The sequence below is a fragment of the Legionella quateirensis genome, assembly GCF_001467955.1.
Lineage (GTDB): Bacteria > Pseudomonadota > Gammaproteobacteria > Legionellales > Legionellaceae > Legionella > Legionella quateirensis.
On the sequence record NZ_LNYR01000049.1, the window covers coordinates 225,335 to 241,638 of the forward strand.

A 16,304-nucleotide genomic window follows, 5' to 3' on the forward strand; every position below is an offset into this window, starting at 1 on the left:
GATTAATGCGTTCGAGATTTATAGGAGGCATCCTTTTAATTGTTGGTACGTCCATAGGCGGGGGCATGCTTGCCCTGCCAGTTGCCAATGCTGCTACTGGATTTTGGCAGTCGTCTCTAGTTCTGTTTGTCTGCTGGGCATTTATGACTCTTGGTGCATTTTTTATCCTTGAAGCAAATCTCTATTTACCCAGAGGGAAACACATGGTCTCCATGGCAGCAGCCACATTGGGAAACTATGGTTTACTAGCAGCCTGGATAAGTTATCTGTTTTTATTATATACCCTGCTCTCCGCCTACGTTTCTGGAGGAGCTGATGTACTCAATAGTTTGCTCTTTAAAGTCGGGCTTCATCTCAATGAATGGCAAGCCAGTACCTTATTTACCTTAATTTTTGGTTTGATCGTTTATGGTGGCATTCATTATGTTGATTTAGCTAATAGAGCGCTCATGTTTGGTAAATTAGCCGTCTATTTTTTGCTGATTGTCCTGATAGCGCCCCATATCGAGGTGCAGCATTTTCAACATGGGGAACTGCGATATATTGAGGGGTCAATTATGATTTTGATTACCTCTTTTGGCTTTGCCATTATTGTCCCGAATTTAAGAGAATATTTTGATGATGACATCAAAACATTGAAAAAAGTGATTTTTATCGGTTCTTTAATACCATTGATCTGCTATTTAGCCTGGGATGCAGTTATTATTGGTACTCTGCCCTCTGAAGGAAGTCAGGGTCTTGAGAACTTAATGCAAAATCCCCATACAACAAGTGCTCTGGCCAGTTTATTGTCAGACAAAGTGCACAATTCAACCATTAGCGCCTTTTTTAATTTTTTCACGTCCATATGCATGCTCACTGCATTTCTTGGTGTATCACTATGCTTGTACAGCTTTCTTGCTGACGGATTGAAATTGCGTGAAAAAGGAACTCATGGAATTGGCTTGTTTCTATTAACGTTTATACCACCATTACTTATTGTCATATTTTATCCTGGCGCATACATGCATGCCTTGAGTTATGCAGGGATTTTCTGCATTATTTTACTACTACTTTTGCCTGCGCTAATGTGTTATTTTGGCAGGAAGCATTTTAGTGCGAAATTTATGGTACCAGGTGGTAAAATATCTCAATGTGCCATTATTCTTGTATCAATAGCATTATTGATGCATGAAATTTGGGGGCTCCTGGTTTAAAAATGAACTTCATCAAACATAAAACTGATTGACTTTTATTGAAAAATAAAGTATCATTGTGTTCTATATTTGTACTGATTTGGGTAGTAATTAAGTGCTAAATTCAAAATTAATAGGTGGTATATTACTCATTGTTGGAACGTCCATTGGCGGTGGAATGCTTGCTTTGCCTGTATCGACAGCTGAAGTAGGTTTTGGAAACTCCATTTTCTTCCTCTTGTTTTGTTGGTTAGTGATGACTGCAGGAGCATTATTAGTACTTGAAGTAAATATGCGTCTTCCTGCTGGCAGTAATATGATTTCCATGGCCAAATCGACCTTGGGTTTACCAGGACAGATCATTGCCTGGATAACCTACCTGTTTCTTTTATACACTCTACTCGCTGCATACATCTCCGGGGGCAGTGATGTATTCAACAATCTGTTGCATAAAATACACATTGATTTACCCAACTGGCTTACATCCGTTATTTTTACAGCTTTATTTAGTCTGGTCGTATATAACGGGATACGTTCAGTTGATTACGTGAATCGAGGGTTAATGTTTGGCAAACTCGGTGTCTATGTTTTGCTGGTAGCCATTATTAGTCCCCATGTCTCTGCAGTCGGTTTAAGTGGTGGTTCTGCACGTGCCTTTACCGGTACATTGATGATACTGGTGGCGTCTTTTGGTTTTGCATCCATAGTACCCAGCTTACGTGATTATTTTGAAGATGATATTCAAACTCTAAGAAAGGTCATATTATTCGGCTCATTAATTCCTTTGTTTTGCTACATCGTATGGGATGCTGTAATCATGGGAGTAGTTTCTCGTGAAGGCGATAATGGTTTAATAGCCTTAATGAGTTCCGAACATGCCACAAGTGGCTTGACTGAAGCGCTAAATCAGTCCATTCAGAATCAGTGGATTAGCGGCTTTTTTGGCTTTTTTACCTCCATCTGCATGATTACTGCATTCTTGGGAGTCTCTTTAGGTTTGTTCGATTTCCTGGCAGATGGTTTGAAACTTAAAAAATCGGGAAATCAGGGCAAATACACTCTGGCCCTTACTTTTCTTCCACCTTTGGCAGTTGTTTTAATCAATCCTGGTATTTATCTGCATGCTTTAAACTATGCTGGCATCTGCTGCGTCATCTTATTACTCCTTCTACCCGCTATAATGGCTTGGAGAGGTCGCCAAACCTGTATATTAGCTCCCAGTGAAGGACATATGGTACCCGGTGGTAATTCAGCCTTAAGCCTCATTGGATTTATCGCTATAGGATTACTTATCATTGCCATTATGTATTAATATCGCAGGCAAACTCTGTTGTTCACCAAGGTGTCTTAACCATTCATCCTCCATGGCTTCCACAGCGCTGAAATGAATGGTTAAAGTACCGAATTTAAAATCAGACTTTTTTCTGTTTTTTAGCTTAAAAATAAGCGATACTTCAAGCAAATAAATATGAATAAACTCCATGACAAAAATAAGACCCTTTCTTAAATGGGCTGGAAGCAAATACAATTGCCTTGATCAAGTTATCCATTCTCTCCCATCCGGCAGACGTTTAATTGAGCCATTTTCCGGATCGGGAGTTATTTTTATGAATACGAATTACTCATCCTATGTTTTAGCCGAAAGCAATCCGGATCTTGTTCATCTATTTACAACCCTGCAAAAAAAAGGCGAATTATTTATTGAATATTGCAGAAAGTACTTTAAACCCGAAATGAATTGTAAAGAAAAGTATTACGAACTTCGTGAAGACTTTAATAAACTCAATAATTCTCAAAAAAAATCCGCGATGTTTCTGTATCTCAATCGTCATGGATACAACGGCCTTTGTCGATACAATTCTAAAGGAATATATAATGTTCCCTTTGGACTCTATACGAAGCCCTATTTTCCATGTGAAGAAATGCTTCTATTTCATAAAAAAAGCTATCAAGCGCATTTTATTCATAATGACTTTAGAAAAACCTTCGAGCTTGCCGAAAAAGGAGATGTCATATATTGTGACCCACCCTATGTGCCAGTAACCGAATACACCAAACCACTACCTTATACTCAAAGAAAATTTTCTAATGATGATCAGATTGAACTGGCTGAATTAGCCATAGAAACTGCATCAAGGGGCATTCCAGTTATTATTTCCAACCATGATACTGAATTTACCCGTAAACAGTACCGAGAGGCTCAAATTAGAAGTTTTCCCGTCTCAAGATGGATAAATTGCCAGTCTAACCTGCGACGACCTGTCAATGAGTTGATTGCTGTTTTTAAGTGACTGATTGGTACAGCAGAATCAGCTTTGAAGATACGCCCTGAACTGGCTCAACGCCTGGTTCAGGAGATCCCTCGTTTCACTCGGGATGACGAGGCACTACTCGGGATGACGAGGCACTACTCGGGATGACGAGGCACTACTCGGGATGACGAGGCACTACTCGGGATGACGAGGCACTACTCGGGATGACGAGACACTATTCCGGATGACGAAGCACTATTCCGGATGACGAAGCACTATTCCGGATGACGAGGCACTATTCCGGATGACGAGGCACTATTCCGGATGACGAGGCACTATTCCGGATGACGAGGCACTATTCCGGATGACGAAGCACTATTCCGGATGACGAAGCACTATTCCGGATGACGAGGCACTATTCCGGATGACGAGGCACTGTTCCGGATAACGAGGCACTATTCCGGATGACGAAACACTATTCCGGATGACGAGGCACTATTCCGGATGACGAGGCACTATTCCCGATGACGAGGCACTATTCCGGATGACGAGGCACTATTCCGGATGACGAGGCACTATTCCGGATGACTATGCATTATTCGTCATCCCGAGTGAAACGAGGGATCTCCTGAATGTGGCAGAGATTTGAATTAATTGCCATTTAAAAGATAATCCCTCACGATATTCGTTCGGGATTAACGTTGTTCTCAAAAATTATTGAGAGGCTAGGCCTTTACGAATTTACTGAATGATCTTTAATGAAAAAAGCAAGGATGGTCACTAACAATAACGAGATAGGCAGTATCGATAAAGCAACCTGATAATCTTCCACAGTATATATATGTTCACCACCTACTATGCCACTATCGCCAAAAGTATCCAACAATTTACCCACTAAAGGTTGAAATACAACACCACCTAAAGTAACGATCATGTTGGTTGCGGCAAATACAGTTCCAGATAATTTAGCTCCACTACATTCTTTTGCCATAATGAAGACAATGATTTCTGTAGCGCTAAACACACCGTATAAAAACAATAAGATATTTAAACTCAGATAGGATAATCCAGGACAATACAGTACCAGACTAATACAAATCAAAGATAAAATTGCGCCGATAACCAATGGTAAAACCCGTCTGCCAGTGCTGTCTGATAAATAACCGGCAATGGGTGCACCTACTGCCCAACCCAGGAATACAGCAGATACCGTCTTAGCTGCCTCAACTTTGGTTAAATGATGCGCTTGTTCCAAATAGGTTTTACCCCACAACTCACCGAAAACGGATAACGAGGTATAAAGACATGCACCAACAAAACCAATTAACCATACCTCTGGAGACATTAACACTTTCAAGACGTTATGAAAAAACTCAGGTAAAGGATATTTATTGGGCTGGAATCCTTCGGGGCCATCTCTAACAACAAAAAACATGAGTAGACTTAGAGCTGAACCTATAACAGCGATTAAGATTAGAACATGTTCCCAACCCATGCTCATGGACCATTCGGTTATTTTTACCTCGCCGTATACCAACCCTAGCATTCCAAGAGTGGTAATCAGTCCTGCGACTAATGAAAAATAGCGTCTTGGTAACCAATGTAATGTCAGGGATAAAACACCCACAAAAGCAAATGATGATCCAAACCCTACCAAAAATCGGCCACATCCTACCAGAAACATGGACGAAGTCAGCGTAAACATCCAGGAGCCTAAAGTGCAACAAAGGCAGGCAAAAGTTAACAACCTTCTGGGACCAAATCTATCCATCAACATACCTACGGGCATCTGCATTGGCGAATAGGCAAAGTAATACAATGCCGAAATCTGACCAAAAGTAGTTGCAGAAATATGTCCCAGAGCAGTACTCAACTCAGTCTGCAGGGCACCTGGAATAATTCGGAGTATAAACTCATAACAGTAAAATATAGCTCCGACAAAACAGACCAGAATACCGAACATCATTTGTTTTCTATTAATCATTTTATTTGTGAGCATGAGCGTGCGTTTCTTTTAAAAAGAAGGTCAATATGGCCGCAATAAGTATGCCTAAAGGTATAATAGACAATGCAAATTGATAGTCATCCACTGTGTACATCTTCTGTAAATTATCTACTGCTACTCCTGTCATTGCAGCATCCCCAATATGAGCTGATAAACTAAAGTCCAAAAGATGCCCTACTAAAGGCTGCAACAGCATTGCACCCAACATCACAATCATGTTAGTAACTGCCATTGCAGTACCCGCGGCTTCCCCAGGACTTAATTCCCTGCCTACCGCGAATACAATAGCTTGAGAACTGTATAACAAACCCAATAAAAACATCAAAGATTGTATGTTTGTTTCATTTAAGCCAGGAAGATACAGAATCATCATCATAACAATTGCTGCGCCGCCAGCGCCGATTAACATTGGAAATTTACGACGATACAATCTGTCCGAAATGTAACCCATTAACGGAGCGCCCAGAATAAAGCCTAAAAAGAGTAATGAATTGGCAAGGCCAGCTCCCTGAGCAGATAACCCATGCGCATGTCTTAAATAGGGTATACCCCACAGTTCAGCAAAAACTGTCGTAGGTAGATAAACCAGACATCCATACATCCCATTGACCCAGATTTGTTTATTTCTGATGATAATTCCCAAGTCGATCATCCCTTTCTTAAAGCTGGAAACAGTACCACTGTTTCTATGATGACCTTTTCTATCATGAATCCCAAACCATAGTACAAATGTCAAGGCGATACCGAATAACGCTGTAACGTTCAGAGTTTTAATCCAGCCCATCTGTTCTACGAATATCTCGAGAAAATTATCACCCAGCATGGCACCTATGGGGCCAAGCGCTGAAGTCATGCCCGATACCAATGCCAGCCTGTTTTCTGGTAACCAAATAGTGGCAAGTTTCAATACGCCCACAAAAGCAAACGCTGAACCAAATCCAACGAAAAATCGTCCTAATGCAGCAACCCAAAATATTGAAGTACCCGTAAACAGGAAAGTACCAACAACACAAATCAAACAAGCAACAGTCAATAAGCGTTTGGGACCATATCTATCCAGCATTACCCCTACAGGTAATTGCATGGGCACATAGGCAAAATAATATACTGAAGAAAGCAGGCCGAATCCTGAAGCGGATAAATTAAAATGAGCACGCAATGAATGTTCCATGACACTGGGGGCTATGCGCAATAAATATTCATAGCTGTAAAAAACAGCACCTAGTCCACAAATAAGCCATCCAATGATTGCGTAATGATTACGGTTTTCTGAATGCAAAGTTATCTCCTTAACGATCGGGTTAAGCAAGAGCACACACCTCTAATAAAAGAGGTAACCTGCGACTCTTTTTACTTTAAATTATTTATTTGACTCACACCACTGGCTATTGCAGCTTTCGCAACAGCAGCAGGAACCCTCTCTTTCAAACGAGGATCTATTGGCTTAGGAATGATGTAGTCAGGACCAAATTCCCAATTTGTAACTCCGGGGTAATTATCCTTCACTACCTGAGGAACCGCTTCATGCACCAGTTGACGAATTGCTTCAACAGCCGCAATCTGCATTGCTTGATTAATACACGTGGCACGTACATCTAACGCGCCGCGAAAAATATAGGGGAAACATAACACATTATTAACCTGATTTGGATAGTCACTTCGTCCTGTGGCTATTACCAGATCATTACGTACCTGATGAGCGTGCTCTGGTCTGATTTCAGGATCAGGATTCGATAGAGCAAAAATCACAGGATTTGGTGCCATTAATTTTAATAAATCTGCATTTAATAAATCAGGTTTGGCAACTCCGATAAATACATCAGCATCAGCAAGAGCATCTTCCAGTGTGCGACAATGCGTAGTACGGGCAAATGCGAATTTATATGCATTTAAATCTTCGCGACCGGAATGGATCACTCCTTTAGTATCCAGAAGCAACATATTTCTCTTGTCAGCACCTAAAGCTACAAGCAGCCGCATGGATGCAATTCCGGCAGCTCCTGCACCGATACAGACAATTTTAACATCTGATAATTGTTTTTTTTGCAACTCAAGTGCGTTGAGCAGACCTGCAGCAACTACTATAGCAGTGCCATGCTGATCATCATGAAACACAGGAATGTTAAGCTGCTCTATCAATGCTTGTTCAATCTCAAAACACTCAGGCGCTTTAATATCTTCCAGATTGATGCCACCAAAAGTGGGTGATATGCGTTTGGTAGTAGCTATAAATTCTTGCGAATCATCTGCATCAATTTCAATATCAAACACATCAAGATCTGCAAACTGTTTAAATAATACGGCTTTACCTTCCATTACCGGTTTACTGGCCAGAGGACCGACATCTCCCAGACCAAGTACTGCAGTACCATTTGTAATAACAGCAATCAGGTTGCCTTTATTAGTATAACGATAGGCATCCTCAGGTGTTTCTTCAATAGCTAGCACTGGCGCAGCCACACCAGGCGTATAAGCCAGGGATAAATCATCCTGGGAATTTGTTGGTTTTGTAACGTGTACACCAAGTTTTCCTGGAACAGGAAATTCATGATAGTCCAACGCACGCTGCTTTAATACGTCATTATCCAAAGTGCTTCTCTCTATATCAGACCACACGAAATATAAATTTCATCTAAAAAAATGATTTTAACAGGATCTGTTGCCAATTCACTTGTTCAATTAACCGCAATCGTCTGCATACTGCGGTTTATGCGCGGTACGTAGAGGTTATAGAGCCATTGTAAACAAACCCTGGTTATTTACTAAAAAGGCACATCAATACTGTGCCTTTTCAAACGAACTTAACAACAAACCACTTATATTATTCTTTTGATGTTGCTTGCGCGGAACGCATATTATAACGATCACGGAATTTCTGAACACGACCTCCGGTATCGACTAATTTTTGTTTACCAGTATAAAAAGGATGGCATTGTGAACATACTTCAATGCTCAGATCTTTACATAAGGTTGAACGGGTCTCAAATACTTCACCGCAGCTGCAAGTAACTTTAACTGTTTGATAATCAGGATGAACAGATGCTTTCATAATACCACTCTCTTATAGTTCTAAATGAATATCGCCACCTGGACTCACTGCCAAGCACCATACTCTACACAAATGACGCAAAACAATAGCAGAAATGAATTTATAAATCAATTTATTCTGGAAGTATCACTTTAAGGGATAGCACACCAATTTAAATCATTGCGCCTGTTTTTCAGCCTTTTTGTTTCTGCATAATGATATAAATAATACAGATTTCAGGATTAAAAACAATCTAAACAATAGCACAAAGTGTTGCTATTTTGCAACACAAGATTATTTTTGATACAATTGTATTTTTTTTGGAGAGACTATGAACTACTTTAAAACCGTATCAATTGCTTTTTTTTGCTTATTAAGTACCAATGTATTCGCTGATGATGTCTATACTAATGTACCCAAAATTGCTTCTGAATCGGCCGTTAATTCATTAAGCGGTGGTTTGCAATTTATTTATAATAGATCGAATAAAACGGTAATTATTGAACTTGGTGATTTTTTTCCAACACCTTATAAACTTGCACCGGGAGACAATACAATCGCGGTAGTGAGTAGTGACAGACAAGCCATCACAATTCGCTCTGCCGAATAAATTCCGGGTGCAGTTTAATGCACCCTGCCAACTGTTATAATTCCAACTCCACCCAAACTGGAGCATGATCTGAGGGTCGTTCTGCTTTTCTTGGTTCTTTATCGATTCTGGATTGCCTGCACAATTGATTTAACTCATGGCTCAACAGTACATGATCAATACGCAAGCCACGATTTCGTCTAAATCCGGCAGCCCGATAGTCCCACCAGCTGAACACGTTCTCTTCCTGTTCGAAATTTCTAAAACTATCATGCAATCCGGAGGCTAACAGTTCTGAAAATGCCTGTCGTTCCGCAGGGCTGACCAACACACATCCCTCCCACTCAACAGGATCATGCACGTCTCTATCTTCTGGCGCAATATTAAAGTCTCCAACTACGGCCATTTTAGGATAAAGGAGCAACTGTTGTTGAATAAACGAGGTCACTTTCTCCAGCCAGCCGAGTTTGTATTGATATTTATCAGAAGTAAGATCCGCTCCATTGGGAACATATAAATTAATTAACCTGAGTTCACCAATAGTAACAGCCAGAATTCTTCTTTGAGGATCTTCAAAACCGGGTATATCAGTCATCACTTCGGTTATTGGTTGACGGCTTACTACTGCAACTCCGTTATAGGTTTTCTGTCCTGAAAAAACGACATGGTAGCCTTTTTCAAGAAAGGCGGCCGCAGGAAAATTCTCATCAATTAATTTAGTTTCCTGCATGGCAAGAACATCCGTTTGAGTTGACTCAAGCCAATCCAAAACCTGTTCCAACCTGACTTTCAATGAATTTACATTCCAACTCGCCAATTTAAACACACCAATCCCCCTTGTATTCAATCATTAAAGGAGCGTGATCCGACAAACGGGCTTCCCGAAAAATTCGACTGTCAATTACATGTTCTGTTAGTCCTGGGGTAATAACCTGATAATCAATTCTCCACCCTACATTTTTTTCCCATGCTCGACTACGATAAGACCACCAGGTATATTGTTCTTCTTCCTGATTATGAACTCGAAATGCGTCAATAAACCCCATAGTTCCAAACAGTTCATCCATCCAGGCACGCTCTTCGGGCAGAAATCCTGAATTTTTTTGATTTCCCCGCCAGTTTTTTAAATCAATTTTCTTATGGGCTATATTGTAATCCCCACAAATAATTAATTCTCGTCCTTCATTTTTTAAATTGATTAAATGCTTGGCGAATTTCTCCAGAAAATCATATTTAACTTCCTGACGTCCATCCCCGCTGGTACCCGAAGGCAAATAAAGAGACACTACGCTTAATTTGGGGTAATCAAACTGAATGTAACGCCCTTCATTATCACAGTAATCAAACCCCATGCCTTTAATAATGCGATTCGGTTTTTTCCTGGCATAAATGGCTACACCACTATAACCTTTCTTTTGGGCGTCAAAATAATCACAAAAATAATCTCTTGGATAATAGAGTTCTTCGGGTAATAACTGATCGACTTGTGCTTTTGTTTCCTGGATACAGACAAAATCAGCATCTTGTCCAGTAAGCCACTCATAAAATCCGTTACGTGCTGAAGCACGAATACCATTCGCATTAAAACTGATTACCTTCATACTGTCTTTCACTCCTAATCGCCATAATGTAATTCCCTTCACTTACATCATATTCAATCCCGGAACCTATAGTTCATCAAGGGTTCTTAATTCAAAAATTTGAACAATCAGGGTGTATTGACAATTCATTAAATTATTCCCAACGTCCCGCGAACAAGTCGCGGGACGTCGAAATCGGAATTGTCTACACACCCTGGTAAATTCACTTCTTTTCAATATTTAAAGCAACTCGTCCCAATCGTTCACCCAAATGACGTGCCAAAGTGATTTCATCCTGGCTCAGCGGATGCTCGTTTGCGACACCAGAGACATGTGTCACCCCATAAGGAGTCCCGCCTGTAACTGTATTATTCAGTGCAGGCTCAGTATAAGGAACTCCCAAAATTAACATGCCATGATGCATGAGAGGCAGCATCATGGAAATCAAAGTACTTTCCTGTCCTCCATGCATACTGGCAGAAGAAGAAAACACACAAGCTGGTCTGTCTACCAAATCACCAGCCAGCCATAAAGCAGAAGTTCCGTCCAGAAAATATTTTAAAGGAGCAGCCATATTGCCAAAACGAGTAGGACTACCCAGAGCCAGACCATGACAATGTCGTAAATCATCCAAAGTAGCATAAGGAGCCCCACTGTCAGGGATCGGCTTATCTGTTGCTTCACAAGTAGTAGAAACAGGAGGAACGGTACGTAATCTGGCTTCAATCCCCGCCACACTCTCAACACCCCGAGCAATGTATTGAGCCAATTGAGCAGTAGAACCTGTTCGGGAATAATATAAAACCAGGATATAGGGTTCTGACATTGAGTAACTCCACAGGATTTTTGTTCACGAAGTATATAGCAGGTAGAAAAGCTAGGCGAGAACATTTACTGTTCCCAGAAAACAAAAAAGACTCTGCACGTTGGTTAACCTGCAAAGTCAAAACGGTTTAGTGTCCCATTACCAGTACATTAGCAGCAAGCATATGATTTATAAGCTCTGCTGAGTCTGACGTTCCATAGACAGAGACCACATCAACACCACTTAATACTATTGTTTCTGGTGACGCATTAAATTGAGCGCCTCCAGTTGGATCAGTTTTGATCACCGTATCTGTTTGATTCGTAGTCTCATTATGAACTGTGCTAATTTGCAGCAAGCTATCCAAAGAGTTTGAACTTAAAGTAGAATCTTTAAACAGATCAGTTAAGTCCAAAGTACTTTTATCTCCGGAAGCATCTCCTTCGCTATTTAATTTAAAATCAGTTATGGTATCAATTGCAGGTTCATTGCCGATATCGGCTTTATCGAATACGAAGATATCGTTTCCACCGCCGCCTGACATCGTGTCATTACCCATACCCCCACGAATCACGTCATCTCCAGTACCACCAATAATCGTATCATCACCTTTACCACCATAAAGATGATCATTACCTTCATTACCAAAGATAAGATCATTGCCATCACCACCATAAATGAAGTCATTTCCAGCACTGCCATGAAGTTCCAAACCGCCCATTGATGAGGACAGATCGTGAGTGATTTCATTGGTGTTAACCTCATGAGCAAGCACGCCTTCATCCCCTGAATTCAAATCAGTTAATGTATTAACATGTTGATCATCTACAGGTTGTTGATAATCCAGTGTGTTAGGTACAGCGAGATCATGAGTGGAGATAAAATTATTCACTAAAGTATCTATTTCCTGAACATAATCATGCGTGTAATTATGATCTGAGCCATCTAATGGAGTTTCTGAAGGAGTGTTTATCCATTGATTTACCACATCAGTAAATTGGTCATTAAAGTCTTTCAGTTCTTGATAAGTAATGATTGAACTACTGAAAGCAAGAATGATAACACTGATATCGCTTAACACATGTGAAGGCAAATAACCGTTCATATAGGATTCAAGAGTTTGAGCATAGCTTCCTTGAGTCAGATGCTGTACTTCACTGATTGCAGCAAGCGCATTCTCACCTGGAACCAGTGTATCAATACTGGTTTGCAATGCCCGTTGACTTGCAGCCATAAAATCAATGACATCCTGATTGACCAGATCGCCCAAATCAAGATGCAGGGCAATATTCTGCAAAAAGGCTTTATCGGTGAAATCAGCAACTACACCTTCGGGAAGATCAAGCAAAGCCTTGCTGATCGCATCAAATACGGAGAAGGAAACATGACCTTCATCAGTAGAATAACGAACGGCAGCAATTTCTGCAAACTGAACAGCAGCAGTCATTACTGAAGCATTTTGAGCAAGAATTTCATTGGTACCCATAATTGGATTGAGACTGATTAATTCAGTACCTTCCGGTAATCCCAAATGAGATACGATATTGGCATTCGCTGTTTTATAATCAAATCCTGATTCCAACTGAGCCTGCAAGAGGCTGGTAAGAGGTGAAACAACTGCAGATCCTACTGGGCCAAAGAGATTAATGTCATAACTCAGACCTGTATCAATATCAAAGCCGCCTGTTTGGACTGCTCGAGCTTCGCCCAATGTATATTGACCATCACCATTCACATCCAGTTTGGTCAGATCCAATACCCATTCTACATGACCGTATTGATCAGTAATACCAAGGCGCTCACCTGCATCTTCCTGATTGTTTGCATTAATATCCAGATAAAGGATGGCGCCCACAATAGTTCCATCAATAGTGGCAGTTCCACCACTGACAACAACACCAGTAAGATGAGTATCTCCGGAATCGTTCAAGGTAGCGCCATTTGATAAAGTCACTTTAAAGTACTCAGTAGGAGCACCTCCGGAATAATTTACGGTAATAGTATAGGTATTGGATACTGCCGTAGAGACAGCCACACCTATGATATTAGTACCTTTTATCACTATAGAATCTACATTAACCGTAAAATCAGTAACTGTATCTATTGGAGCTGCTGCTGCACTGGATCCACCCTGTCCTTTGAGCAGAACAATCTGATCATTACCTGCTCCAGTGGTAATAGTATCATTTCCTAACCCACCTATGATCACATCATTACCGCTACCAGCATTGATTATGTCATTCCCATCATTACCTTCCAGCCATTCATCAGCGCCGGTACCAGTAAGGGTATCAGGAAGATAAGTACCAACGATATCCAATTGAACTGTAGTTGTTTGTAATGCTGAATCGGCATTACTGGACTCAGTAGCGCTTATACTGGCTGTTATAGCATTGATCTGTGCGTTAGTCAGTGCTGTCGTTGATGTTATTCTAATATCATGTCCAGGAATTACAGTTGCAGAACTTGCACTTACTGGAATTGAGGTATTGGTCACTGTATCGAATAAACTAACTCCGGCAGGTATGCCTTTTAGTGATATATTGCCAAGAGTCTCACTGCCATCAATATCTTTAAGGTATGCTTCCGTCTGCAAGGTATATTGATAACTTGATGCCTGATTAATATTAATATTATCCCATTGCACTTCTGAATCATTATCAAAGGAATACAGCCCTACAGTATTTAAGGTGGGAGCAGCAACCGCTGCACCACTTACACTACCATAAATATAATCAAGATTTACCGCAACGGTAGGATCACTTGTATCTACTGCAGAAACAGATATACCAATATTACTGACATTAATCACTATGTGAAACCAATCATCAGCATTGAAAGTAGCTCGTGCCAGATCTATTGGAACGTTATTTACAATTTGAACCAAGGTGAATTCCTGATACTGGCCCGGATGCATGTTATAGAAAATTCCACCCGGAGAATATTCAATGCTTGGGTTTTCCCAACGAACCAAAAAATAATTTGAAGAATTTTGATAGCCAAAAACAACACCTACTCCATTTACTCGCGGTGCATCTGCATCAGCAAAGATATCAGCAGAAATAACATAATTTGTTAAAGCACGTTCAGCAGCAGACAGCTGATTGCTATTTAACACTAGAAGTCCTTGGGCATCATCGTTAAGGTCATTAGTGTTATAAACAATAGCTCCACCTGATTTAATCCATCTGTTATTAAAATTATTAACCTCTGTGGCATTAGTACCTGTTTCACCTGCCCATGAAATATCACTAAACAAAGCGGCTTCACTCGATGTTTTGCCATTTCCACCCTGTATTTCAGCAAATGTATTGCTGAACAAAGCAACTTTACTCCAATTACTAAAATTATTTTCATTACTATTGTTTGAAAAATTAGCAGCAATAACTTCTGTACCCGCTACCAATGTAGGTAAGCTTAAATGGGCATAAATTACAGGTGCATCTGCCACTGCCGTTACGTTGACGGTCATAACGTTAGGAGTTGGATCCAAATCAAAACCACCATTGGCAGTACCGCCAGTGTCCTGAACCTGGAATCCAAAAGTGACTGAACCATGAAGATCAATGGCTGGAGTAAATACCAACAAACCAGCAGCAATATCGGTTGCTAATATAGTTTGGCCTACAGTTACCGCAGTGCCATTTAAAGTCAATGAGCCAGTAGCAGGCAAGGAACTAATTTTTACTGCTAGTAACGTATTTGCTGGACTGTCAGAAGAATCTGAAAATCCAAAATTGGCAGTAGTGAATACTTTAGCAGTATCTTCCAAAGTAGTTACACTACTATTTATTCCGAATGGAGCATCATTGACCGAGTTCACCGTTACATTAACCGTAGCTGTTTCTGTAACCCCACCGGAAGTCACTGTGTAGGTAAAGCTGGTACTGCCATTGTAATTGGTGGCTGGCGTAAAGTTTAAGGTGCCATTTGCATTCAAGAGTACCGTGCCATTGTCAACGGCCACTGTACCGCCCACGGCTATGGCTGTGCCGTTAATTGCAGTGATGATATGGCCTGCGTTTTCAAAGGTATCATTGGTATTGACATTGATGGTCACCGCACTATCTTCATTAGTAGTTACTGTATCATTGACAATATCAGCCACCGGTGTAACCGTGATGGCGATGCTGTCCGTATCGCTTAAAGTCCCGTCACTGGTGACTACAGTTAAGCTGTCTGCACCGTTGTAATCAGCAACCGGAGTATAAGTTAAACCATTCAAGGCGGTGGTGATGTTGGCTGGAGATCCTACCAGAGTCACCGTTCCTGTTCCGTTATTCGTAATGGTCACCCCAGCTGTTGCCAGTGCCGTTAAGCTGCCGTGTGCCACAGAAATCGTGGTGGTCACAGAAGCACTGTCTATATCGGTGAGGCTTATCGCATTGCCATTAGCAGAGCTAAAGACACGAGTCGCATCTTCATTAATCGTTTGGGCGCCAGGGACGCTGTTGGTTGGGGCGTCGTTGACCGGGTTCACGGTCAGATTCACCGTAGCAGTTTCCGTAACTCCGCCGGAAGTCACCGTGTAGGTAAAGCTGGTACTGCCGTTGTAATTGGCGGTTGGGGTAAAGCTTAAGGTACCGTTAGCATTTAACAACACTGTGCCGTTGGCCACAGCCACTGTGCCGCCCACGGCAATCGCTGTACCGTTAATCGCAGTAATGGTATGGCCTGCGTTTTCAAAGGTATCATTGGCATTCACGTCAAGATTAGCCACCGTGTCTTCATTGAAGGTAGCCGCATCGTTGGCAATATCGACAACTGGATTGACTGTGATGGCGATGCTGTCCGTATCGCTTAAGGTGCCGTCACTGGTGACTATAGTTAAGCTGTCTGCACCGTTGTAATCGGCAACCGGAGTATACGA

13 protein-coding genes are annotated in these 16,304 nt (G+C 41.1%); 4 read left to right on the plus strand and 9 right to left on the minus strand.

The window, feature by feature from the left end:
* Nucleotides 1–5: 5 nt before the first annotated feature.
* Nucleotides 6–1,196, plus strand: a complete 1,191-nt coding sequence (locus Lqua_RS17600) for an amino acid permease (RefSeq protein ID WP_058475591.1) — start codon at nt 6–8, stop codon at nt 1,194–1,196.
* A 94-nt stretch (nt 1,197–1,290) separates the two neighbouring features.
* A complete protein-coding gene (locus Lqua_RS17605; RefSeq protein WP_058475592.1) occupies nt 1,291–2,487 on the plus strand; it encodes an amino acid permease in 1,197 nt (398 codons plus the stop codon).
* On the opposite strand, the gene Lqua_RS17610 is transcribed toward Lqua_RS17605, so the two are convergent.
* On the minus strand, nt 2,461–2,658 hold the full coding sequence (locus Lqua_RS17610) for a hypothetical protein (RefSeq protein WP_058475593.1): 198 nt from the start codon (nt 2,656–2,658) through the stop codon (nt 2,461–2,463). The two genes, Lqua_RS17605 and Lqua_RS17610, sit on opposite strands and share 27 nt — an antisense overlap.
* Here Lqua_RS17610 and Lqua_RS17615 point away from each other — a divergent pair.
* Entirely contained in the window at nt 2,657–3,466 is an 810-nt protein-coding gene (locus tag Lqua_RS17615; protein WP_058475594.1) for a Dam family site-specific DNA-(adenine-N6)-methyltransferase, read from the plus strand. The genes Lqua_RS17610 and Lqua_RS17615 overlap by 2 nt on opposite strands.
* A gap of 694 nt (nt 3,467–4,160) precedes the next feature.
* Here the strand turns inward: Lqua_RS17615 and Lqua_RS17620 are convergent.
* The 4 genes from Lqua_RS17620 to rpmE form a co-directional block, all read right to left on the minus strand.
* On the minus strand, nt 4,161–5,426 hold the full coding sequence (locus tag Lqua_RS17620; protein ID WP_058475595.1) for an MFS transporter: 1,266 nt from the start codon (nt 5,424–5,426) through the stop codon (nt 4,161–4,163).
* Nucleotides 5,413–6,711, minus strand: coding sequence for an MFS transporter (locus Lqua_RS17625; RefSeq protein ID WP_058475596.1), 1,299 nt, complete (start codon nt 6,709–6,711; stop codon nt 5,413–5,415). The genes Lqua_RS17620 and Lqua_RS17625 overlap by 14 nt, the downstream gene beginning before the upstream one ends.
* Nucleotides 6,712–6,782: 71 nt before the next feature.
* Nucleotides 6,783–8,021, minus strand: coding sequence for a malic enzyme-like NAD(P)-binding protein (locus Lqua_RS17630; RefSeq protein WP_058475597.1), 1,239 nt, complete (start codon nt 8,019–8,021; stop codon nt 6,783–6,785).
* A gap of 232 nt (nt 8,022–8,253) precedes the next feature.
* The gene (gene rpmE, locus Lqua_RS17635) at nt 8,254–8,481 is read right to left on the minus strand and encodes a 50S ribosomal protein L31 (RefSeq protein ID WP_058475598.1); all 228 of its coding nucleotides are present in this window, start codon (nt 8,479–8,481) and stop codon (nt 8,254–8,256) included.
* Between the two features lie 310 nt (nt 8,482–8,791).
* Between rpmE and Lqua_RS17640 the strand changes: the two genes are divergently transcribed.
* A complete protein-coding gene (locus Lqua_RS17640) occupies nt 8,792–9,070 on the plus strand; it encodes a hypothetical protein (RefSeq protein ID WP_058475599.1) in 279 nt (92 codons plus the stop codon).
* Nucleotides 9,071–9,104: 34 nt separating this feature from the next.
* On the opposite strand, the gene xth is transcribed toward Lqua_RS17640, so the two are convergent.
* The 4 genes from xth to Lqua_RS18925 form a co-directional block, all read right to left on the minus strand.
* A complete protein-coding gene (xth, locus tag Lqua_RS17645; RefSeq protein WP_058475600.1) occupies nt 9,105–9,875 on the minus strand; it encodes an exodeoxyribonuclease III in 771 nt (256 codons plus the stop codon).
* Entirely contained in the window at nt 9,868–10,650 is a 783-nt protein-coding gene (locus Lqua_RS17650; RefSeq protein WP_058475601.1) for an exodeoxyribonuclease III, read from the minus strand. Before Lqua_RS17650 ends, xth begins: the two co-directional genes overlap by 8 nt.
* A 202-nt stretch (nt 10,651–10,852) precedes the next feature.
* On the minus strand, nt 10,853–11,455 hold the full coding sequence (wrbA, locus tag Lqua_RS17655; protein ID WP_058475602.1) for an NAD(P)H:quinone oxidoreductase: 603 nt from the start codon (nt 11,453–11,455) through the stop codon (nt 10,853–10,855).
* A gap of 127 nt (nt 11,456–11,582) precedes the next feature.
* Nucleotides 11,583–16,304, minus strand: a 4,722-nt coding sequence (locus Lqua_RS18925) for a beta strand repeat-containing protein (protein WP_193787192.1), incomplete at its 5' end; no start/stop codon positions are given.